This is a genomic window from Shewanella sp. Choline-02u-19 (assembly GCF_002836205.1).
Lineage (GTDB): Bacteria > Pseudomonadota > Gammaproteobacteria > Enterobacterales > Shewanellaceae > Shewanella.
The window spans coordinates 252,719-274,006 of sequence record NZ_PJBE01000012.1; the positions used below are offsets into that span (position 1 = coordinate 252,719).

General features: G+C 45.6%; 20 protein-coding genes. 7 read left to right on the forward strand and 13 right to left on the reverse strand.

Translation table 11 applies throughout. From position 1 onward, the window contains the following. Positions 1-350: 350 nt before the first annotated feature. The 6 genes from CXF83_RS03220 to CXF83_RS03245 form a co-directional block, all read right to left on the reverse strand. Positions 351-3,506: an efflux RND transporter permease subunit gene (locus tag CXF83_RS03220; RefSeq protein WP_101090744.1), complete on the reverse strand. Its 3,156-nt coding sequence runs from the start codon at positions 3,504-3,506 to the stop codon at positions 351-353. A 15-nt stretch (positions 3,507-3,521) separates the two neighbouring features. Further along, entirely contained in the window at positions 3,522-5,189 is a 1,668-nt protein-coding gene (locus CXF83_RS03225; protein ID WP_101090743.1) for an efflux RND transporter periplasmic adaptor subunit, read from the reverse strand. A 24-nt stretch (positions 5,190-5,213) separates the two neighbouring features. Then, the gene (locus tag CXF83_RS03230; RefSeq protein ID WP_101090742.1) at positions 5,214-5,600 is read right to left on the reverse strand and encodes a heavy metal-binding domain-containing protein; all 387 of its coding nucleotides are present in this window, start codon (positions 5,598-5,600) and stop codon (positions 5,214-5,216) included. Between the two features lie 129 nt (positions 5,601-5,729). Beyond that, positions 5,730-6,146 carry a hypothetical protein gene (locus CXF83_RS03235; protein WP_101090741.1) on the reverse strand — a complete coding sequence of 139 codons (417 nt, stop codon included), beginning with the start codon at positions 6,144-6,146 and terminating at the stop codon, positions 5,730-5,732. 112 nt (positions 6,147-6,258) lie between these two features. Further along, positions 6,259-6,675 (reverse strand): DUF2057 family protein, encoded by a 417-nt coding sequence (locus tag CXF83_RS03240; RefSeq protein WP_101090740.1) that lies wholly within the window; start codon positions 6,673-6,675, stop codon positions 6,259-6,261. 92 nt (positions 6,676-6,767) lie between these two features. Next, positions 6,768-7,205, reverse strand: coding sequence for a hypothetical protein (locus CXF83_RS03245; protein WP_101090739.1), 438 nt, complete (start codon positions 7,203-7,205; stop codon positions 6,768-6,770). 382 nt (positions 7,206-7,587) lie between these two features. On the opposite strand from CXF83_RS03245, the gene CXF83_RS03250 reads away from it, so the two are divergent. Both CXF83_RS03250 and CXF83_RS03255 read left to right on the forward strand, forming a co-directional pair. Beyond that, a complete protein-coding gene (locus CXF83_RS03250) occupies positions 7,588-8,148 on the forward strand; it encodes a NapC/NirT family cytochrome c (protein WP_101090738.1) in 561 nt (186 codons plus the stop codon). Between the two features lie 148 nt (positions 8,149-8,296). Further along, entirely contained in the window at positions 8,297-8,566 is a 270-nt protein-coding gene (locus tag CXF83_RS03255) for a bacteriophage T4 gp5 trimerisation domain-containing protein (RefSeq protein WP_101090737.1), read from the forward strand. Positions 8,567-8,776: 210 nt separating this feature from the next. Here CXF83_RS03255 and CXF83_RS03260 read toward each other — a convergent pair whose 3' ends face one another. Together CXF83_RS03260 and rsmD are read right to left on the reverse strand one after the other, a co-directional pair. Beyond that, on the reverse strand, positions 8,777-9,055 hold the full coding sequence (locus CXF83_RS03260) for a DUF1145 domain-containing protein (RefSeq protein ID WP_101090736.1): 279 nt from the start codon (positions 9,053-9,055) through the stop codon (positions 8,777-8,779). Beyond that, positions 9,056-9,673: a 16S rRNA (guanine(966)-N(2))-methyltransferase RsmD gene (gene rsmD / locus CXF83_RS03265; protein WP_101090735.1), complete on the reverse strand. Its 618-nt coding sequence runs from the start codon at positions 9,671-9,673 to the stop codon at positions 9,056-9,058. Between the two features lie 224 nt (positions 9,674-9,897). On the opposite strand from rsmD, the gene ftsY reads away from it, so the two are divergent. From ftsY to rpoH, 4 genes are all read left to right on the forward strand, one after another. Beyond that, on the forward strand, positions 9,898-11,559 hold the full coding sequence (gene ftsY, locus CXF83_RS03270) for a signal recognition particle-docking protein FtsY (protein WP_101090734.1): 1,662 nt from the start codon (positions 9,898-9,900) through the stop codon (positions 11,557-11,559). A 51-nt stretch (positions 11,560-11,610) separates the two neighbouring features. Beyond that, the gene (gene ftsE / locus CXF83_RS03275) at positions 11,611-12,303 is read left to right on the forward strand and encodes a cell division ATP-binding protein FtsE (RefSeq protein ID WP_101090733.1); all 693 of its coding nucleotides are present in this window, start codon (positions 11,611-11,613) and stop codon (positions 12,301-12,303) included. Positions 12,304-12,311: 8 nt separating this feature from the next. After that, positions 12,312-13,277: a permease-like cell division protein FtsX gene (ftsX, locus tag CXF83_RS03280; protein WP_101090732.1), complete on the forward strand. Its 966-nt coding sequence runs from the start codon at positions 12,312-12,314 to the stop codon at positions 13,275-13,277. 214 nt (positions 13,278-13,491) lie between these two features. Continuing rightward, positions 13,492-14,349, forward strand: a complete 858-nt coding sequence (rpoH, locus tag CXF83_RS03285; protein ID WP_101090731.1) for an RNA polymerase sigma factor RpoH — start codon at positions 13,492-13,494, stop codon at positions 14,347-14,349. Positions 14,350-14,728: 379 nt separating this feature from the next. Here rpoH and CXF83_RS22445 read toward each other — a convergent pair whose 3' ends face one another. Beyond that, positions 14,729-14,905 carry a hypothetical protein gene (locus tag CXF83_RS22445; RefSeq protein WP_157822903.1) on the reverse strand — a complete coding sequence of 59 codons (177 nt, stop codon included), beginning with the start codon at positions 14,903-14,905 and terminating at the stop codon, positions 14,729-14,731. A gap of 284 nt (positions 14,906-15,189) precedes the next feature. On the opposite strand from CXF83_RS22445, the gene CXF83_RS03290 reads away from it, so the two are divergent. Further along, on the forward strand, positions 15,190-15,789 hold the full coding sequence (locus CXF83_RS03290; RefSeq protein WP_101090730.1) for a hypothetical protein: 600 nt from the start codon (positions 15,190-15,192) through the stop codon (positions 15,787-15,789). Positions 15,790-15,894: 105 nt separating this feature from the next. Here the strand turns inward: CXF83_RS03290 and menE are convergent, their stop codons facing one another. Genes menE through menD form a run of 4 tightly spaced genes read right to left on the reverse strand, consistent with a single transcriptional unit; the run spans position 15,895 to position 20,917 of the window. Further along, positions 15,895-17,352, reverse strand: a complete 1,458-nt coding sequence (gene menE, locus CXF83_RS03295; protein WP_101090729.1) for an o-succinylbenzoate--CoA ligase — start codon at positions 17,350-17,352, stop codon at positions 15,895-15,897. A gap of 6 nt (positions 17,353-17,358) precedes the next feature. Beyond that, positions 17,359-18,402, reverse strand: coding sequence for an o-succinylbenzoate synthase (gene menC, locus CXF83_RS03300; protein WP_101090728.1), 1,044 nt, complete (start codon positions 18,400-18,402; stop codon positions 17,359-17,361). Next, on the reverse strand, positions 18,402-19,208 hold the full coding sequence (menH, locus tag CXF83_RS03305; protein ID WP_101090727.1) for a 2-succinyl-6-hydroxy-2,4-cyclohexadiene-1-carboxylate synthase: 807 nt from the start codon (positions 19,206-19,208) through the stop codon (positions 18,402-18,404). Before menH ends, menC begins: the two co-directional genes overlap by 1 nt. Then, complete coding sequence (gene menD / locus CXF83_RS03310; protein WP_101090726.1) at positions 19,208-20,917, reverse strand: 2-succinyl-5-enolpyruvyl-6-hydroxy-3-cyclohexene-1-carboxylic-acid synthase; 1,710 nt, start codon at positions 20,915-20,917, stop codon at positions 19,208-19,210. Before menD ends, menH begins: the two co-directional genes overlap by 1 nt. Positions 20,918-21,288 lie beyond the last annotated feature (371 nt).

The window sequence follows — 21,288 nt, forward strand, 5'->3', positions numbered from 1 at the left end:
TTTTTATGTTGTTTAATCTTTATTGTTTGGTTAATTTGTTTGGCTCCGTAGGACGGAGCCTAATCAAAGATGGTTATTTGATTATTAATAAAATTAATTTAGGGAAGACTACAAATGGTAAAGAAATGGATTGGCTTGATGTTGCCTATTGTATTGGTTAGCGTGATGGGATGTGCGTCAACTAGCGACTCAGAGAGTGGAAATGAGACTGTTGAAAAATCAAAGAAAAGCTGTCAAAAAGTGAAAACAACTGGTTCACGGTTAAGTCGCTGTCACTAGCCTTTATGAGTAAAACATAAAAAAGCACTGCTCTAGGCAGTGCTTTTTTGTTTTAGGACTAAAGCAAAGCATTACCCATTATTAGTGGTGATGCCTTTATCTAGATTTCTGCCATAGATAAGCAGGTAAATAGCAGGAATAACAAATAGCGACAGTAATGGTGCGGTCACCATACCGCCGACCATAGGGGCTGCGATTTTCTGCATCACTTCATTACCTGTACCACTACCCCACATGATCGGTAGTAAACCGAAAAAGATCGTCGCTACGGTCATGGCCTTAGGGCGAATACGCATCACGGCTCCGTGGATCAGTGCTTCAGATAAATCGCTACGTTGATTGTATTGCCCTGCTGCTTTGCGATCTCTGATGCTGTTATTCAGGTATACCTGCATCACCACACCAAACTCTGCTGCCACACCTGCAAGTGCAATCATGCCCACCGATACTGCAACCGAGAAATTGAAGTCCAAAAAGTACAACAACCATGCGCTACCCACGAGTGAAAAGGGCAGGCTGAGCATGATCACTGACGCTTGGATGAACGAGCTGAACGTCATCATCAGTAGCATAAAAATCACGATCAGCATCAGTGGTACAACCAACTCCATTTTGGCTTCGACTCGCTGCATATACTCATACTGCCCGGCAAAGGTGTAGCTATAGCGTGATGGTAGCTGGATCTGCTCATCAAGTGCTGTTCTTGCTGCCTTAATGTATTCACCAATAGAGATATCTTTTAAGTCAACAAACACCCAACTGATTAAGCGACCATTTTCACTGGCTAGCATGGGGGCACCATCGCTTACAGTAATACTCGCTAAATTGCCTAAAGGTAAGTATTTACCGGTTTTAGTCATTACCGGTAAATCCTTGAGTTTCTCAAGACTATCGCGCAGTTCGCGCGGGTAACGAATATTGATGGGATAGCGCTCTTGGCCTTGAATCGATTGGCCAACTTGCATACCACCAATGGCCATTTGCACCACGTCTTGGATATCTCTAAGTGTCATCCCGTAGCGAGCCGCATTCTTAAGATCCGGTTCAATATCGATATAACGTCCACCACTGGTACGTTGGGCAAATGCCGATGCGGTGCCTGGCAGCTTGCTAACCACAGCCTCAATCTCGGTCCCAATCCGTTGTAGCTCATCGATATCGGCGCCTGATATTTTGATGCCGACAGGCGTTCTCACCCCTGTAGAAAGCATATCAATACGGGTTTTGATAGGCTGCACCCATGCGTTGGTCATGCCTGGTACTTTGACGGTTTTTTGCAATTCAGCAATAATCCCCTCAAGTGTCATCCCTTCTCGCCATGTCTCTGGCGGGTTAAGCATGATGGTGGTTTCTAACATAGTTAACGGCGCGGGATCGGTTGCCGTCATTGCGCGGCCGACCTTACCAAATACCCGTTTAACTTCAGGCACGGTTTTAATCAATCGGTCTGTTTGTTGTAAGATCTCGGCCGCTTTACCTGCACTGACACTGGGTAAGGTGGTCGGCATATAGAGTAAGTCACCCTCTTCAAGCTCTGGCATAAACTCGCTACCCATTTTCGTCATTGGGTATACAGCACTGCCAAGGGCCACAATAGCCAGCAAAATCGTGACTTTAGGAAAACGTAATACCAAGCGTAGCATTGGCTCGTATATCGCAATCAATACTCGGCTGATGGGGTTTCTGCGTTCGTCAGGAATTTTGCCGCGAACAAAGTAACCCATTAATACCGGGATCAAGGTGATCGCCAATATCGCACTGGCCGCCATGGCGAAGGTTTTAGTAAATGCCAGTGGATGGAATAAACGTCCCTCTTGCGCTTCAAGTGCAAATACAGGCACAAAGCTCAATGTGATGATCAGCAAACTGAAAAACAGCGCTGGCCCAACTTCAACTGAGGCTTGCCGGATGAGCTCCCAATGAGCATCGCCTGTTGGCGCTTCACCGTTATGTTTTTCACGATAGTGCTCTAGGTGCTTATGGGTGTTTTCGACCATCACAATGGCGGCGTCCACCACGGCACCAATGGCGATGGCAATCCCCCCTAGACTCATAATGTTGGCGTTAACACCAATAATATTCATCACGATAAAGCTGATTAATATCGAGATTGGCAGTGAAATAATCGCCACCAGTGTCGAGCGGGCATGCAGCAAGAAGACGAGACAAATAATGCCAACCACTAACATCTCTTCTAGCACTTTATGTGTCAGGTTCTCTACCGAATTGAGGATCAGTGTTGAGCGATCGTAAGTGATCACTAACTCAACCCCATCGGGTAAACCATTTTCAATCTCTTTTAGCTTATCTTTTACATTGTTGATGGTGGCTAGCGCGTTTTCGCCGTAGCGCATCACTACAATGCCGCCAACGACTTCGCCTTCACCATCCAACTCGGCGATGCCACGGCGAGCGGCTGGACCGGTACGCAGCTGCGCGACATCTTTCATCAAGATAGGGGTGCCAGATTCAGACACTATGCCGAGCGGGATCTCTTCAAAATCATCTAAGGTTTGGCGGTAGCCAGACGACGTGATCATGTACTCCGCTTCTGCCATCTCGATGACAGAACCGCCCGTTGAGCTGTTGGAGTTGTCTAAGGCATTTTTAACCGTCATCAAATCGATTTGATATAGGGCTAACTTATGCGGATCGACAATGATTTGATACGACTGCTCCATACCACCGATAGTGGCTATTTCTGATACGCCCTCAACGCTTTGTAACTCAAGCTTTAAGAACCAATCTTGCAAAGAGCGCAACTGAGCGAGGTCATGTTGACCCTTGCGATCGACCAAGGCATATTGAAATACCCAGCCTACTCCCGAGGCATCAGGCCCTAGGGTAGGTGTTACGCTGGCTGGCAGCTGTCCTTGGGTTTGCGACAAGTACTCCAATACTCGAGATCGTGCCCAATAGATATCGGTGCCGTCTTCAAAAATAATGTAGACGTAAGAGTCGCCAAACATTGAAAAGCCACGGACGGTCTTCGCACCAGGCACGGCCAACATGGCAGTTGATAATGGATAAGTGATCTGGTCTTCTACCAACTGTGGTGCTTGCCCTGGGTAAGAGGTTTTCACAATCACTTGCACATCTGATAGATCGGGTAATGCATCAAGGGGTGTCATGCGCATAGCTTGGTAGCCAATTAAGGCGATTATCGCAGTAAGCGCTAACACCATCACCCGCTGTTTAATCGCGGCGCTAATAATTTTCTCTAACATATCGTAGCCCTCCGATTAATGACTTGCGTGTGGATCGTCAGTAACATTGCTATTACTGCCACTTAAGCGCTGCAAACTGCCCTGAATACTGGCTTCTGAATCCAATAAGAATTGGCCAGACACTATCACTTTATCGCCAGCTTTTAGCCCTTCGATAATTTCAGCTTTTCCTTGGGAAATTATGCCCACTTTTACGCTGACAGAGGTAAATTTATTATCGTCTCGTTGCACCACGACTCGGTTCTCTCGGCCGGTAAGAATGAGCGCCTCGGTAGGAATGGACAGTACGTTTTTCTTTGGACCACCAAAGAGCGTGACATCAACTAAGGTGCCTGGCTTGAGTAGTTTTTCGGTATTTTCTAGCTTGATACGTACTCGCATTGCCCGCGAGACAGGATCCAGCTCTGGGTAGATGTAATCAATAGTCGATTCCAAATCAAACAAACCTTGAGAGGCGGAAGTCACCTCCACGGGGCGACCTTGTTCTAGCCAGCTTTGTTCGTTTTCAAACACGTCGGCAATTACCCACACACTGCTTAAATCAACAATTTCAAACAGCGTATTGCCAGGTTCAACATACATCCCATGGCGTACTGACAAGAGACTAACAAAACCATCTTGGTCGGCGTAATAAGGGACGCGATAAGTGGTTTCACCAGTTTGCTCTAAATGCTTGATGGTATTGGAGCTAACACCTAATAGTTCGAGACGTAAACGCGCTTTGCGCAGTAATCCTGCACCGCGATTCTTGTCTTGTTTGAGGTAATCGATAGCTTGCATGTAATCGTCTTGCGCATTAATGAGTTCTGGAGAGTACAATTCATAAAGAAGTTGCCCTTTCTTTACGCGTTGACCAACGGTATGCACCATTAAGGTTTCAATCCAGCCGCTAACGCGTGTATGCGCATGGCCAATAGCGTTTTCATTGTATTGCACGGTACCAATGGTCTTGACCTGCTTCCACAGAGTGCCCTCGGTGACTTGCTCGCTGCGCATGCCAAGAGCTTGCTGCATGCCGCCGGATACGCCGACAACGACCTCTTCAGTAACCCCACCTACAGTGACCTTTTCTAAGTTCATGCCGCATATAGGGCAAGTGCCTGGCACGTCAGAAACGACGTGAGGATGCATTGGGCAGACATATTTTATATTGCCATCCCCATTTGATTGAGCGGCAGGAATTAACGTCGGTTTTGGCTGACTTAGCAATTTCTCTGCTTTAGTTTGTGGCGCAACGGCTATTTTAGAGGCATCACTTTGATGACTGGCATGATCGTGGCCAGCATGTTCATTAGGGAGAGCTTCCTCCTCCTCTTCCTTGACTAAAAACATGTTACATTTTGGACATCGACCCGGTTCATGGCTCGTGACTTCGGGGTGCATGGGGCAGTAGTAATCTTTGTTCACTGCTGCGACAGTATCTGCTATTGATGTTCCACTCGATGATTCATCTTTGACGAGGAACATCTTACATATAGAACAACGGCCAGCTTCATGGCTGGTCTCTTCTGGATGCATTGGGCAGTAATATTCAGCGTTATGTTGCTGATTTTGTACTGTGGTTTCAGATTGCTCTTGTGATAGAGCTTGGCTGTAGCCAAGTATCGGGGTTGCAGCAACTAATAAGCTGCTTAGCGCACACACTGCGTTTTTACGAAACTGTTTTGATTTGAATAAACTCATAATGCCTTATCTCCACCCTAGCTTTTAGTGATGCATGTGACTTTTTTTATCGGCGTTTTCGCTATTTGCGATAGGCGTTAAGTCCATGCCACATTTAGGGCAGCTATCACCCGCTTTACCCGTAATTGCAGGGTTCATTGGACATGCGTGAGTGTCAGCAGTCATCTTATGATGAGCTGTCTTTCCCTTTTTTGGGCAAGAATCACAGTTATGTCCAGCGGCTTTTGTTGCTTTCAAGTCCATACCGCATTTAGGGCAAGAGTCGCCCTTAGCGCCGGTGACTTCAGGATGCATTGGGCAAGCGTAGCTTTGACTCTGCTCGGCGCCGTGATCATGTGCATGCGCTGATACAGCAGGTGCCCAGGTTAAAAACAAAAAGGTAGTTAATACCATGCTAATAAAGGTTTTCATAACTTAACTCCATCAAAGAGATGGCCGAATGCTGTAAGTGCTAATGCACAAAACAATTAACGGCTTAAATAATTGCTTAATAAGAATAAATAACGTTTTAAAAATGTAGAGACAGGGGGGCGTCTCGATTTACGCTATTGGAGGTCTTAAATCTTGTGGCAATGAGATAGAGTGGAAATGAGGCATTGGAGTGGCCATTGCAATATCGGAGGTGTTGTTGCCAGGCCATGACAACACATTAAACAGTGAACCTGTTACTGAAATTACCAAGCAATGGTTACAATCACTCTGGCATGATCCGTTGCCGTTGCAGCAATTCTTAGAGTTGCCGGGAAGCATTTGCGTATCCTCATCAGAATCACAGCAATGAGTGTTGCTATCTATTTGCTGTTGGTGGCATTCAGCCCCATCTTGCATGCTCATCATTGGCATATCATCAGCCATCGCATTCGGTACCATCAATGATCCATTAGATAGCATTAGCTGACTCAACAAAGCGAGTAGCGTAAAGGCTATTAATGTATGACGGCGAAGGATGCTAAACATGATGGTTCCAAGTAATGTGCTTTGATTAGTCTAACACAGCAAAAAAGTTACACATTGATAAAGTTCACAAATTCACTTTATCAATGTGTTAACAGCTGCGGGAGCTAGATTGCTATTTTTGCAGTAATATTTTAGCCATCAGTTGGCTATGAGTCATCAATGCGACCTGTTTCTCGCTACCGCTATCATCGGTTAACTTAATATAAGGCGAGTTGATAAACTGGTAAGCATCCTCTTCAGATAAAATACTCGGGGTGATCGCCTCATAGTTAGCGGCCGTTTCCAGATCGATATAGAGATATAGCGGTTCAGAGCGGACCCAATTAGAGTCATCGGCATTTGATTCAAAAAGATCGCGGTACTGTAGCTCAATTAAGTTTTGACCGTTCTCCAGTTGCAGGTATCGACTGTCAACATTATTTAACCCATTCACTCCGAGTACTTCAAGTGATTCAGGAAAAGAAACAGAGGCTGCCATACTGGTGAAACTGGCAAGAGAAAGTGCGATAACGCTGATAAATTTTTTCATAATAAACTCCAAACAAAACCGGTAACCATGGGCTGAATGCCTATGGATAAATTACATAGATGTAAATTGCGCTGAGCGCTTGTGATTTAAGGTTAAGCTTGCAGTGAGATCGGTGGTGGGTTAATTGATGCTTGTTCCGCAGTTTGAGGAGACCAAAATATGGTTTGTAGGCTCTGTCCCGCTTGTTGAGAGCCGAGGTTGAGCTGAGCTTGTGCAATAATAGCGGGGATAGAAACACAGTGTGATACACAATCACCCATGCCTAACACCTCACACAATGCGTCACAATCAACCATGCTCGTGTTAATGCTTAGCATGGCGCTACCACAGCTGGGTGTATCTTGATGGGGAACGGCTATTGAGCTTATCAACACTGGGTTTATCGGTAGCTGAGTTAGTTCGATTTGCTGAACATGTTGGGAAGCGTGCGAGCTGGCATGCAAAAATTTAGGCATAGCCATCGCTGGTGAAAGCAAAAATTGCCCGACCAGTGAGATGAGTAATGCTAAATATGCGATGCGTTTGCACATGTTCAACTTTTCCAAATAATGATGATGTAACTAGATAGACCTTGCTACTAGGTAATTAGTTTCAGGCTACACATATATTTTTTATATTTGTTTGAACTCTGACTCATTTTCACATCTTGAAAAACTCAATTAAATGCGTTAAATACCGCATTATCAAGCCGATAAGACATAATCCTTGCGATAAACAAGGCTTTAGGCTAACTTTAGTGAAAGCGCATATATAGTGAGCAATTTTTGATTCAGTTGAGAGAGTTAGAGCCATGTCTCATTTTGCACTTTTAGTCCCAGATTAATCAGTAGGATATGGTTTATACTAGACCGCATAAATAGAGATGAAGTAAAACTTACATCGATATAAAAATTAAATATTTGGAGATGAGTGATGAACTGGCGAGCACTATTTAAACCTAGCGCAAAATTTTCGATTCTAGCATTGTTGGTCGTTGGTATCGTAGTTGGTGTTGTAGGTTATTTTGCGACACAACAAACTTTGCATGCAACAAGTTCAGATCAGTTCTGTATGAGCTGCCATAGCAATCATTCATTGAAAGATGAAGTGATGGCTTCTGCTCACGGCGGAGGACGCGCAGGTGTTACTGTGCAGTGTCAAGACTGTCACTTACCGCACAATCCAGTTAAGTACCTAGTTAAGAAAATTATTGTGTCTAAAGACCTATATGGTTTCATGACTATCGATGGTTTCAATACTCAAGCATGGTTGGATGAAAATCGTAAAGAGCAAGCCGATCACGCACTTAAGTACTTTAAAGGCAATGACTCAGCTAACTGTCAGCACTGTCATACTCGTATTTACGAAAACCAACCTGAAGCAATGAAGAAGATGGCGAAGAGAATGCACGCTAACAACTTCAAGAAAGCTGATGATAAGCGTAAGACTTGTGTTGATTGCCACAAAGGCGTTGCTCACGTTTACGTTAAATAAGACTCAGTAAACAACAAGCACTATGAATGCAAGTTAGATGAGCTAGCATTCACAGCTTAAAGCCCCATGATAGAAATATCACGGGGCTTTTTTGTGGCTGTTATTTGGGAATCGATAGGGCAGAGACGGTAAGTCGGATGGAACCGAGATGGTGAAGCCGGATAGGGCTGAGATGGTAAAGCCGGATGGAACTGAGGTGGTGAAGCCGGATAGAGCTGAGATGGTGAAGCTGGATGGAACTGAGACGGTAAAGCCGGATGGAACTGAGGTGGTGAAGCCGGATGGAACTGAGGTGGTGAAGCCGGATAGAGCTGAGACGGTGAAGCCGGATAGGGCTGAGACGGTAAAGCCGGGTGGAACTGAGATGGTGAAGCCGGATAGGGCTGAAATGGTAAAGGCGGTGGGGCTGAGATGGTAAGTCGATAGGGCTGAGACGGTAAAGCGGATAGAGCTGAGATGGTGAAGCTGGATGGAACTGAGATGGTGAAGCCGGATAGGGTTGAGGCATAGGCTAGGAATAACCGAAATAGCAAAGAATATGCAGCTTGCTGAGTATCCTTTGCTTTGCCGTCAGCGAAGCGCCCGTCTAAGCACTTGTCGACTTCGTATATTTCGGCTGTTAACCGTTCTAGCTTTTTTGTTGAGCCAAAACCTGTTGGCGATATTGCAGTAAGCTAAAGACGCCGAAAATAAACACTTGTAGATAATCGCTCTTTTTTAACGCTATTAGGCTTTTAAAAATAGTGTGAAAGATCATCGTTTGGAAGCTGTGCATAAGCACTGTCACGGCCAGAAGAATATTCAAAATAACGGCAATGTTTCCGTCAAATGGCACCGCTAGATTATAAAACATCATTAACCATGCCAAGGCGGTGGCTAGCTTTCCTAACAGCAAAACCAGTTTCATTTAAACACTCTCCTCAACACCTTGTGTATCGTCAGTTTCCTGCTGCGGACTGTATTGATATAAACGATAGATCACTTGTCCTGCTTTTTTCTCTTTAAGTTGTGTCCAACTCGCGGGCACATCAAGCTGTGCTAATTCAGACTCAGTTTCAACATAGATAAGTGCGTCAGCGAGTAACCATTGTTGCTGATCTAGCAATTGGATACTTTTCTCTGTCAGTGACTTTCTGAAAGGCGGGTCGATAAATACAATATCAAAGCCTTTATCAGGCGTTGTCGCTAATAGCTTTAAGCTATCGCCCTTAATCACATCGGCGTCGTCACACTTTAACGTCGTTAAGTTTGCAACGAGTTGCTTTGCCGCCTGCGGTTGTAGCTCAAATACTCGGGCATAGGCAGCGTATCGTGACAAAGACTCTAAACTCAGCGCACCACTACCACCAAAACAGTCCAGCACTCTGGCGCCACGTACATCGTTTGCTATCCAATTAAACAAGGTTTCACGCACTCGGTCAGTCGTGGGGCGCAATCCTTCTAGATCATGAATAGGCAGTTTGCGTGATCGCCACTGGCCAGAAATAATCCTTACTTGGCCACTTGAGAGTATTTTTTTGACCATGGTGTCCTCGTGATTTTGCCTTATGGCAGAAAGTGGTAGACTATAGCGTCTGATTTAAGGTCGTTATTTTATATCAAAGCATCACTAAAAGGTAAAAAGCCGTCGTGTACATACGATTCGGTTATATTTTTGCTGCTTTAAGCAGCGTAATTTTGCCATGCTTTTGATATAACGTCCTCCTCCTAACGCATTTATGTACAGCTATTTGAGCATCGGTAAAACACATGGCAAAGAAAGGTTTTTTTTCCTGGTTCCGCAAGGATAAATCTACAGAACAACCACAGGAAGCTGAAGCAGAGTTAAACGTATCAGCTTCGGCTGAAACTGAGCAAGCTGACGCTAAACAAATTGAAGCTGATAACGTTGCTGCAGAGCTCGTTGAATCAGAAAGAGTCGCTGCAGAGCAAGCCGCAGAAACGGAAGCTGCACGTATTGCCGCTGAGCAGGCAGAGGCTGAAACAGTCGCTGCCGAGCAAGCCGCAGAAACGGAAGCTGCACGTATTGCCGCTGAGCAGGCAGAGGCTGAAACAGTTGCTGCCGAGCAAGCCGCAGAAGCTGAAGCTGCGCGTATTGCCGCTGAGCAGGCAGAAGTTGAAAGAGTTGCTGCCGAGCAAGCCGCAGAAGCGGAAGCTGCGCGTATTGCCGCTGAGCAGGCAGAGGCTGAAACAGTTGCTGCCGAGCAAGCCGCAGAAGCGGAAGCTGCGCGTATTGCCGCTGAGCAGGCAGAAGTTGAAAGAGTTGCTGCCGAGCAAGCCGCAGAAGCGGAAGCTGCGCGTATTGCCGCTGAGCAGGCAGAAGTTGAAATAGTTGCTGCCGAGCAAGCCGCAGAAGCTGCACGTATTGCCGCCGAGCAGGCAGAAGTTGAAACAGTTGCTGCTGAGCAAGCTGCACAAGCTGACAATATAGCAACAGAGCAACAACCAGAGCCGCAAGCTAAGCCGGTAAAAGAGGGATTATTTGCCCGACTTAAACGTGGTTTAAAGCGTACGAGTGCAAGTATTGGTAGTGGCTTTGTTGGTTTATTTAGCGGCAAAAAGATTGATGACGATCTTTTTGAAGAGTTAGAAGAGCAGCTACTGATCGCTGATGTCGGTGTTGAAACCACCACCCGCTTGATTAAAAATTTAACCGAGCAGGCCAGTCGCAAACAGCTCAAAGATGGTGAAGCGCTGTATGAGCTGATGCGTGATGAGATGCAAAAAATATTAGATCCGGTATCAATTCCACTAATTCCAGAAAATGCAGATGGTCCGTTTGTTATTTTAATGGTCGGTGTCAACGGTGTGGGTAAAACCACGACTATCGGCAAGCTGGCTAAGCAATATCAAGCTGAAGGTAAAACAGTCATGCTAGCGGCGGGTGATACTTTCCGCGCAGCAGCCGTTGAACAGCTGCAAGTGTGGGGACAGCGTAATGATATTCCGGTAATAGCACAGCATACGGGTGCCGATAGTGCATCAGTGTTGTTTGATGCTCTGCAAGCCGCAAAGGCACGTAAGGTTGATGTGCTGATTGCCGATACCGCAGGTCGCTTACAAAACAAAGCACACTTGATGGACGAATTAAAGAAAGTCGTGCGTGTGATGAAAAAGCAGAACCCAGCAGCCCCGCATGAAGTGATGCTCACCCTAGATGCAAGCACAGGCCAGAATGCGATTAACCAAGCAAAAATTTTCCAAGAGGCTGTGGGAGTCACAGGGATCACTATTAGTAAGCTAGATGGCACCGCAAAAGGCGGGGTGATTTTTGCAATTGCTGACAAATTTGGTATTCCTATTCGTCATATTGGTGTTGGTGAGCAGATTGACGATCTTCGTACTTTTGATGCAAAAGACTTTATTGAAGCACTGTTTAGTCAATCAAAAGACGACATAGACACAAAATAGCGTTAGTTTATAAACCTTAATAGCGATATCGACGACGAAGAAATCTAATTAATGATTCGATTTGAGCAAGTAAGTAAAGTTTATACCGGCGGGCAAAAAGCGCTATCGGATGTGAGCTTTCATTTAAAGCGTGGCGAAATGGCGTTTCTTACTGGTCACTCTGGTGCGGGTAAGAGTACCTTGCTTAAGTTGATCACGGTAATTGAACGCGCTAATGGCGGCAAGGTGTCAATTAACGGTCATGACATTGCTAAGCTCCGCCGTGCTCAAGTGCCTTATTTACGTCGGGATATCGGGATGATTTTTCAAAATCATCACCTATTAATGGAAAAGAGTGTATTTGATAATGTCGCACTACCGTTAATTATTGAAGGTTTTTCCCATGGAGAGATCCGTAAGCGAGTGGCTGGTGCACTTGATATGGTTGGCCTCTATGGTAAAGAACGACATCATCCCATCATGCTTTCAGGCGGTGAACAGCAACGTGTCGGTATTGCCCGAGCGATTGTGAATAAGCCGCCGCTATTACTTGCCGATGAACCCACGGGTAACTTAGATCCTAAATTATCGATGGACATACTGCGCCTGTTTGAAACTTTTAATGATTCAGGTACCACGGTATTGATCGCAACGCATGACTTAGGTCTTATCGCACGCATGAAATACCGCACACTCACGCTTAAGCAAGGTCGTGTGCTTGGCGCTCAAGAATTAGATCAATCTGACAATTTAGGTGCCTACTGAGGATTATGATGAATAAGCAACCTCAGTTAACTCGCAGCAAACTACCCATATCTGGTCAAATAGTGATGTTTTTTATTCGCCATATCCAACACGCTATGGCGAGTTTAGGTGAGTTATGGCGCAATCCCATTTCATCATTAATGACGATGGCGGTACTTGGAGTCAGTCTCAGTTTGCCAGCTGCGTTGCAAGTGCTGGTTAAAAATGCCGAAACTATCACTCAATCATGGAACAGTGCTGCCGAAATATCGTTATTTGTCGATGAAGGGCGCAGTGAAAAAAGTATTCAAAGTTTGATCGCTCGGCTCAAAGTTTACCCCGAAGTGGCAGAGGTTAATTATATTAATCGTGATCAAGCTCTAGAAGAGTTTCAACGGCTTTCAGGCTTTGGTGAAGCATTATCCTATTTAGATGTTAACCCACTTCCAGCTGTCGTGATGGTGACGCCCAGTCTTAAATATTCAAGTGCTACGGGCGCGCGCGAGTTGCTGAGAAAGCTGGAGCAAGAAGCTGAAGTGAGTTTTGGTCGACTTGATATTGAATGGTTAGAACGATTACAAGCCGTAGTGCGTTTACTTGAACGCACGGTATTGGCGATTGCAGCGCTACTGGTGTTAGCGGTTGTGCTTGTTATAGGTAACACTATTCGCCTCGCTATTATGAACCGCCGTACCGAAATCGAGGTGATGAAGCTTGTTGGTGCCACGGAAGCCTTTATACGAAGGCCATTCCTTTATACCGGTATTTGGTTTGGTATCATTGGTGGCATATTAGCCTGGGTGATTATTAATTTACTGGTATGGTATTTAGACTCCGCACTGGCTGAGTTACTTGGTTTGTATGGCAGCCAGCTGCATATGGAATCACTGACATTAACAGAGCTTGGGCAACTGGTTCTATTAGCTTCATTTTTAGGTTGGCTTGGCTCATACCTCTCCGTACGCCAACATTTGCGGGCTATTGAACCTTCATAGTTATATATTAGGTATAGATGAGGCGCAAAGGCAAAGATGAACTATCCTTCATTTGCGTTGTCTCTATGTAGGTGTGAAAATTCAACCGTATTAGATAACGCCGATGGTTGACATATTTTGTCAATTAGTCGATAGTTCACGGTCCATCTCAATAGAGGTGTGATTTTCAGGTTTAGTTAGACCGTAGTATTAGTAATAAGTAGCAGGAGCGTGAATGACAGATCAAACGCAAACAATGGCACTAATGGTTCCTCAAAGTAGTGGAAGCCTCGAGTCTTATATTCACTCTGCGCATAGAATTTCTATGTTGGATGCAGAGACAGAACATGAGCTGGCGAAGCGTCTGCAGGAAACCGGTGACCTACAAGCTGCGAAACAACTGATTATGTCGCACTTGCGCTTCGTGGTACATGTTGCAAAAGGCTATTCTGGATACGGTTTACCGCAAGCCGATTTAATTCAAGAAGGCAATATTGGCCTGATGAAAGCCGTTAAGCGTTTTGACCCAGATGTGGGTGTTCGCTTGGTGTCATTTGCTGTTCATTGGATCAAAGCAGAAATTCACGAATATGTGCTTAAAAACTGGCGCATAGTTAAGGTCGCAACCACAAAAGCACAGCGTAAGTTGTTCTTTAACCTTCGTAAAACTAAAAAGCGTCTTGGCTGGTTTACGGATAATGAAGTAGGCATGGTTGCAGAAAGCCTAGGTGTTGCAAAATCTGACGTGACCGAAATGGAATCACGCATGGCAGCCCAAGATCCCGCTTTTGATTTGGCCAGCGATAACGATGATGAGAAAGACTATGCACCTATGCATTATCTTGAAGATCATTCATCTGATTTGGCTAACCAAGTTGAAAATGATAACTGGGAAAAAAATAATCAAACGCGCCTGCTTTCAGCTATCAAAACACTTGATGAGCGTAGTCAGCACATTCTTCAGGCTCGTTGGTTAAATGAAGATAAAACAACGCTACAAGAGTTAGCGACCACTTATCAAGTATCGGCAGAGCGAATCCGACAACTTGAAAAGAATGCCATGAACAAACTAAAAGGGCGAATGGAGGCTTAAGGCTTTTTATTTGCACTGACTGAAACCTGCTACGGCAGGTTTTTTTATGTCTGAAATGTATTCCAGACGTCAGGGGGAATCAAGCTTTGCTTGACCAAAGTCGTGGGATTCCATCCCACACCGGGGCAAGGAGGACTGCTCGTCCTTATCCTCCTTGCATCCACCATGACGCCCCGACGAAGTTACATGCATTAAGTACAGGCCTCATACTCCTACAAAAATCGCCTAACGGCTCAGATGGGACATCCATGTCCCCCCGAGCCTGAACCATCATCCATGATGGTTCTACGACATTTTTATCTACGTACTTCGGCAACTTCGATGGGGAATGGTGTTTTCTGTTGGATTGGTGTGCATATTAAGTTTTGGGTTCTTATTTCTAATACAAATGCTGAGATCCATGCTTTTCTAACCTAGTGTAGATACGACTTAGGCCTTTGATGGCATGGATGCCATCGTAGAGCTTACAGGGACGTACTTGCAGCGTGCCTAAGAAGTGTCTGCACATACGCATGCTGCAAGCAATTGGAACCACTTTAGGCTGAAGCTGAGTCATTACCGCTCCAAAATGTACTTTTTATGCACAGGTAATTCTATAATGTTTGAGAAAATCCCCATATATCAATCTATTGCAAAATAGTAAAAATTGATACATAGACCCCGTAAAGAAACAGACTCTCTTTCTCCGGCCTGAATACACTCTATTCTTGGTGATTATTGTATAAATAAGCTATTTACAACAATAGTTTAGCAGTGCTACCGTTGAACGGAATAATCGTGCAGCCAAGAACGTTATCGAGCTGCTATTGAATATGCGTTAGGCTACTAAGGAGAGTTCCGTTGGATCCTACATTATATGCATCATTATTAGGTGCGGGCGGCTCAATAGTTGGTGCTCTGGCGGGTACCGCTTTAGGTTATAGATTAAGTAACAGCAAAGCCGAAATTGATATTTACATTGATAACAAAGTTTGGGCTTATTACATGCCTTCAAACTTTGCAATGTATGTTCCAATTACAGTTATAAATGAAGGTTCTAATTCAGGAACAATCACTGATTTTAAAATTCTTTTAACATCGCCAACAAAACAACAATGGGAGCTGTTTTGGCAAGACTTCGCCGAAGATAATTCTCATAAAGGTGAAGCTTGGGGAGCAGGCAGGACAGCAAGTCCAATTTTAGTTCATGGAAAATCAGGAACACAGCACTATTTAAGATTTGCTAGTTTGGGAACTACATCCGAAGGTATTTCCGATGTTGCCTTACAAACAGGTGAATACAAGCTAGAAATACAGGCCTTTGATCGTAATCTCAAAAGTTTCGTTAGTAAGTCATATTTATTTAATGTTGAAACTGAAGCTCAGGAAACTCTTGTGCTAAGTCGTTCAGACAAAGAAAACTTAAAAACGTGGTGGTTCCCGATTCGAAATGATTTGTAATTTGTAGTCTAGCAAGGCGTTTAAACTTACTTAAAAAAGTTGGTTATGATTTTATTTACAACGCTACACATTATAGCTAACAGTTTTGGCGCCGCTTAGGTGACGCTAGCCTTTAACCGCTTCTATAATCTGTTTACGCACCACTTTAATCCCTACTGTAGCGACATCTGGCCACGGGTAATAATATCTTGGCCGCTTGAAGCGGGCAATTTTGTCGGCGAGAAACTCTGTTAACTCTGCTTCTGACGGCTGACTTGCTAAATCATTAGCAAGTTTGATAATTGCTACAGGTAAGTGACCAAACTTGTCATCAGCTTTAGCGAAGACGATGGCATCAGCAATCAAAGGGTGCTGCTTTAACACGGCTTCAATCTCTTCAGGTTGCAGGTTTTCACCACCGCAAACAAACATGTTGTCTAAACGGCCGTCAATGCACAGATTGCCGTTTTTATCCCAATGTCCTAAGTCTGTACTGCGAAACCAACCTTGTATCTCTAATGAAGTGTCCTGTGGCTTATTAAGGCCATCGACACCAAGGTAGCCAAGAAACAAACAGTCGCCTTTTAGCCATATCTCACCGTCGACTATTTTTAACTCTCGTTGAGGTAAAAGTTGGCCGCTTGAGCTATCAGCACGGGCGATGCCAGTGGTGATCTGTGAGCCCATCTCGGTCATGCCGTAACTGGTAAAGGCGTTAATATTGAGCACTGCAAGTTGGTTGAGTAGATCGGCTGAAATCGCGCCACCACCTAACAGCATCGCTTTGACGTGATGGAAGCAGTGAGTGTCAGCGCTCAGTAACTGCTGCAGTTGCGCGCTGACCAATGACAAATGGCTGACTTGGTCTCTGGTTAACTGCTCGGCGAGGGTGATTGATTTATCTTCAAATACCACACAGGCACCCACGAGTGCACAACGATTGAGAATAGCCAGCCCACCGATATGAAACAGCGGCAGCGAGAGTAACCAGCTATCTGTCTCCATAATATCGATCAGCGTTTTAGCGCCTTTGGCACTGGCGATATGGTTCTGCAGGCTATGCACCGCGGCTTTGGGTAAGCCAGTACTACCTGAGGTGAGAATGGCATCTACTGCTTGCGCAGGATCGATCTTGAGCGACTGCTGAGGACTTGTTTTGCCAAACTCAAATTCTAGCAAGCGAGTGTTATCTTGGCCCAGTGTTAGCAGTTTAGCTTTTAGATCTGGTAATAGGGCTTGGGTGTTATTGGATAGCCAACAATAGCGATATTGATGAGTTTGGATTAATTCGATTAGCTGCTTTTGTGCAAAACGTGGTGAGACTGGGCAAAACAGTAGACCGTGGTCGACACATGCCCAGTAAAGCTTGAGTAGCTCGGGGCTATTATTGGCAATACAAGCGACTCTATTCCCTTGCTGCAGCCCTGCTTGCTTAAGCTGCTCACCAATAGCGACGACGTACTGGCTTAGCTGCTGATAACTGACGGCGTGGCCGCTAATCTTATAGGCGATTGAATCAGGTCGTTGCGTAGCAATCTGATGAATAGGTGACAGGATAAGGGCGTTAGCAGGACGGTTCGGCATAAGGGTCTAGTCCAACGCTAGTAGTAGTTGCAGATCGCTTAGCTGCAGGCATTTTGCTTTACCTGTACTTTGTACTAGGTCCTGGCTAAATGCGCTTAATGTGTCGATCCCTGGGACCTCATCTGGAGTCATAATGCTGGCCAAACGGCTGAGGGCTGCAATACCTAAACTGGCTTCCAAACTTGAGCTTAATATTGAGCGAACCCCGTGTTCAGTGGCCAAATGCTGCAAAGACTGCAACTTCTGTAAGCTACCCAGTAGCATAGGTTTGATGATAATAGCGCTGAGCCCAGCTTGCATCTCAAACTGGTAGTGTGGGTCATTGAGTGACTCATCGAGTGCCCAAGGTGCTCCAATCGCGTTATAAAATATTGGGTTATCGGCAGGCTGCTTGCAAGGCTCTTCAATGTACTCAATCGCATGAATAGGGATACAGGCGATAAACTCGATGGCTTGTTGCAACTCAAAACCACGGTTTGCGTCGAGCCGTAGTTTTAAATCGGGACGTATGGCTAAGATCTGATGGATCAGCTGGATCTCATCTTCAAGGGACGTTTGTGCGACTTTGACTTTAACGGCGTGAATGTTGTTAGCCAGCGCGGTTACGCGCTCGGCAACTGCAGTTAACGGCTCATCCTGGTTTCGGTAAATTAACGGAATGGTGCGAACTTCAAGACTGTGTCCATCGAGTGAGCCCATCAGTTTGGCGTGCAGTAAACTTAAACCATAGGCTATGGCGTTTTGTTCGCTTGTATCGGCAAAATCAAGCAACTTATCGGCAGGCTGTTGATGCAGCGCTGCTAGGTACTCACTGAGTTGTGCACTCGTTTGCAAAAGAGAGTGCTGACTAAAACCGGTGAGCTGATGTCCATCGACATCAATACCAGAAAGCGGTGCAATCTCCACCTGCTCAGTGCGCTCATCGGTACCGGAATTTATAGTCGCACAGAGCACCAAACCATGGCGCTCATCGATGCGTTGCTTACCCACGGGCAATAATCTATCGAGATCAATAGTGTATTGATGAAGGCTAAGTTTAGTGAGGATCATTAAGTGGGCCTATTGGATGATGGATTAAATGACGATGGCTTAAGCAGCTGTAATACTTGTTTGCTAAACGCAATGGGTGCAGCGCTATGGATATTGTGGCCACTAGCCGCAACAGCATACATAGCGATGGGATATTGTTGCTGCCAACGAGTCGCGAGTGAGAGAAATTTTTGGTCGTCAGAACCGGCAATAAAATAGCATGGTGCAGATATTATCGCTGGAGTGTCCCAAAGGTCAGCTTGCTCAGCAAGTGACGTGGCTTGATAACAATTGCCTAGGGCTAAGGCTTGGTTACCACGGCGCTGCTGGATCATTGCTTGACGTTTGCTGGCACTAAGGTCGGCAAATACGGCTTGTTGATACCAAAGCGCTAAGAAATTCTCGATAGTCAGGCTATTTAATTTAGTTGCCCACAGTGCATCACTGGTTTTTCTTGCGGCTCTGTCATCTGCAGATTTAAGGCCTGGATGGCACGACTCGAGTATTAGGCTCAAAATATTCTCGGGGGCTTGCCGCGCAAGGTGCAGCGCAATACGGCCACCGAGCGAATAACCAACCAAGTGATACTGCTGAACCTTAAGCTGTAACAGTGTTTGCTGGATAAGTGCGGTGCAGGCATCAAACCCTGGTGTTGGCAATGTATGGTTAAGGCTCTGGCCGTGGCCAGGTAGATCGATGCTAATGCAATAATATTGCTCCGCGAGCACCTCTATCACCGCGGACCAATCGGCTTTACTGCCTAAAAAACCATGCAGCAGCACCATTGCTGGCATGCTGGGGTTACCTTGGCATTGATATGCCAACATCAGCTTTGTTTCACCCAAGTCGCGATATGCGCTATCTGATCAGTGGCTTGGTTTTGCGAAACGCTCACCTCGATGACTGACGGCCCTGCGTAGGTCATGGCATATTCGTAAGACTCGATAAAGTCATCGAGATCTTCAACTTGGTTGTAGGCTAAACCAAACATTGCCGCACCAAAACCAAACTCAAGCCCATGGGACAAACGATAGTAATCGGTTCGTAGCTGCTCGTTTGGCACTGGCAGCAGATTGAAAATGTTACCGCCATCATTATTGAGGATCACAATGATTAACGGACTGGTGACGCTGCGCGCAATCGCCAGAGAGTTGAGATCGTGTAGTTGTGAAATATCGCCAATAATCAGTGTGGTTGGCTTTTTTTCCGCAATGGCAACGCCGCATGCGGTGGCGAGTAAGCCATCTATCCCTGAAGCACCACGATTGGTGAAGACCGTGGCGTGTTCTGCGCTAATAGGGGCAAACATATCAAATAGTCTGACAGGCAAACTGTTGCCAATAAATAGCTGGTGCTGGCTCGTTTGGCGTTTAGCAATTGCTCGTATGGCTTGCGCCTCACCGAATTGAGCATGATCAATTTGCTGCTGGTATAAGGTTTCTAGCGCTTCATTCTGCTGCACTAATGCTAAGGCCCATTGAGCCTGAGATGAGCGTGGCCAAGGTAGCGCGCTAAAGGTGTTAGCGTGCGCAATCCATACCTGTTTAGCTTTATGGTTAGGATCGAGTCTTTGTTGCTGCGGCAATACTTGCCAGTAGTCTTTCCAGTTATGCTCGCTCAAATAACTGCTCAAGCGTTTTGACAAGATACGCCCGCCAAACACAATCACTTTTTCGGCCTGTGCTAGCAGAGCTTGCGACTTAGGTTGCAGTAATAATTGGTCGATATTACCAATGGCGGCACTGCTTTGTCGCAGTTGCGATTGTGCATCGGTCACTATGGGCCAGCCGAGCTTTATCGACAATGCGATCAGTTGCTCGGGGTGATGCTCTGGAGCCAGTGTCGCCGCGACAATAATGCCTTTACCATGGACAAACCTTGCTAGCGCATCGTGGGTTGGCAATTGTGAAGCAGTTTGGGCTGCGTACTGAATATAAGGTGCTTTAGTTTGCTGCCATTGGGCTATCGGCTTTAAGTAATGACTAAAGTCTGCTTGAGGCGCTGCTGGATAGAGTGGCTCGCGGTACATACAGTTTATATGCACGGGTTGTGTTTGGTTACTGACGGCATCATCGATTGAGCTCAGTAATGCCGCTGGGCTAATGCTCTTGTCTGGCGTGGGCAAGTTTAGTGACTTGGCATATTGAGCGAAAATAGCGGGCTGAGTCATCGCTTGGTTAGCGCCACAGTCGATAAGCTCTGGTGGACGATCGCCTGAAAGCACAATCAGTGGCACTTGGGTTAGCCAAGCTTCAATAATAGCGGGGTAAAGGTTAGCCACTGCGGTGCCAGAGGTGGTAATAATAGCCACTGGCGCGCCACTGGCCTTGGCAATGCCCAGCGCCATAAAGCCTAAGCCTCTTTCGTCAAAATGCAGATGTTGGCATAGCTTGTCCTGCTTAGCCGCAGCAAGGGTTAACGGGGTTGAGCGCGACCCCGGCGCCATACAGACATGTTTGACCCCTAGACGAGCAAGCTCCTCTAAGATTAATGTTCCCCAAAGCAGGTTTAATTCAGCTGTATGTTTAGTTTGCATAGTTAATTACCATCCCAATGATAATGTTAGTTTAACTTGCTTTAGTGCAAAGGAATATGATCGTCCTTGGTTTTCTTAAATCTAAGGGTTTTCACTGGCAGGGAATAAATCAATAGTCGGTTTTCGACAGTTAAGCACCTAGTAATAGGTGTCACCGTGATTAACATATCGGAGTGTTGAATTTATCGCAGGGCTTATGAATGTACTCACTATAAGTGGAGCTTTTAAATTTATATCCTTTGGCGAAAGCCATCATTTCTGTCTACGACCAAATGCCATTGTTAACCCGCTGTGAGGTCAACACAAAATGTTATTGTCGACTTTGCCACTACTCTAGGTTCTCGTACTTCAATTATTGCTTTAACATGCCG

Excerpts from the sequence above, each read along its gene's own strand:
- CXF83_RS22445 (WP_157822903.1), bottom strand. The coding sequence starts at position 14,905 with ATGACTCAGCTTCAGCCTAAAGTGGTTCCAATTGCTTGCAGCATGCGT.
- ftsY (WP_101090734.1), top strand. The coding sequence starts at position 9,898 with ATGGCAAAGAAAGGTTTTTTTTCCTGGTTCCGCAAGGATAAATCTACA.
- menC (WP_101090728.1), bottom strand. The coding sequence starts at position 18,402 with ATGATCCTCACTAAACTTAGCCTTCATCAATACACTATTGATCTCGAT.
- CXF83_RS03255 (WP_101090737.1), top strand. The coding sequence starts at position 8,297 with ATGGTGAAGCCGGATAGGGCTGAGATGGTAAAGCCGGATGGAACTGAG.
- CXF83_RS03245 (WP_101090739.1), bottom strand. The coding sequence starts at position 7,205 with ATGTGCAAACGCATCGCATATTTAGCATTACTCATCTCACTGGTCGGG.
- CXF83_RS03250 (WP_101090738.1), top strand. The coding sequence starts at position 7,588 with ATGAACTGGCGAGCACTATTTAAACCTAGCGCAAAATTTTCGATTCTA.
- rsmD (WP_101090735.1), bottom strand. The coding sequence starts at position 9,673 with ATGGTCAAAAAAATACTCTCAAGTGGCCAAGTAAGGATTATTTCTGGC.
- CXF83_RS03240 (WP_101090740.1), bottom strand. The coding sequence starts at position 6,675 with ATGAAAAAATTTATCAGCGTTATCGCACTTTCTCTTGCCAGTTTCACC.
- ftsX (WP_101090732.1), top strand. The coding sequence starts at position 12,312 with ATGAATAAGCAACCTCAGTTAACTCGCAGCAAACTACCCATATCTGGT.
- CXF83_RS03225 (WP_101090743.1), bottom strand. The coding sequence starts at position 5,189 with ATGAGTTTATTCAAATCAAAACAGTTTCGTAAAAACGCAGTGTGTGCG.
- rpoH (WP_101090731.1), top strand. The coding sequence starts at position 13,492 with ATGACAGATCAAACGCAAACAATGGCACTAATGGTTCCTCAAAGTAGT.
- menE (WP_101090729.1), bottom strand. The coding sequence starts at position 17,352 with ATGCCGAACCGTCCTGCTAACGCCCTTATCCTGTCACCTATTCATCAG.
- menD (WP_101090726.1), bottom strand. The coding sequence starts at position 20,917 with ATGCAAACTAAACATACAGCTGAATTAAACCTGCTTTGGGGAACATTA.
- menH (WP_101090727.1), bottom strand. The coding sequence starts at position 19,208 with ATGTTGGCATATCAATGCCAAGGTAACCCCAGCATGCCAGCAATGGTG.
- CXF83_RS03220 (WP_101090744.1), bottom strand. The coding sequence starts at position 3,506 with ATGTTAGAGAAAATTATTAGCGCCGCGATTAAACAGCGGGTGATGGTG.
- CXF83_RS03235 (WP_101090741.1), bottom strand. The coding sequence starts at position 6,146 with ATGTTTAGCATCCTTCGCCGTCATACATTAATAGCCTTTACGCTACTC.
- CXF83_RS03260 (WP_101090736.1), bottom strand. The coding sequence starts at position 9,055 with ATGAAACTGGTTTTGCTGTTAGGAAAGCTAGCCACCGCCTTGGCATGG.
- CXF83_RS03230 (WP_101090742.1), bottom strand. The coding sequence starts at position 5,600 with ATGAAAACCTTTATTAGCATGGTATTAACTACCTTTTTGTTTTTAACC.
- ftsE (WP_101090733.1), top strand. The coding sequence starts at position 11,611 with ATGATTCGATTTGAGCAAGTAAGTAAAGTTTATACCGGCGGGCAAAAA.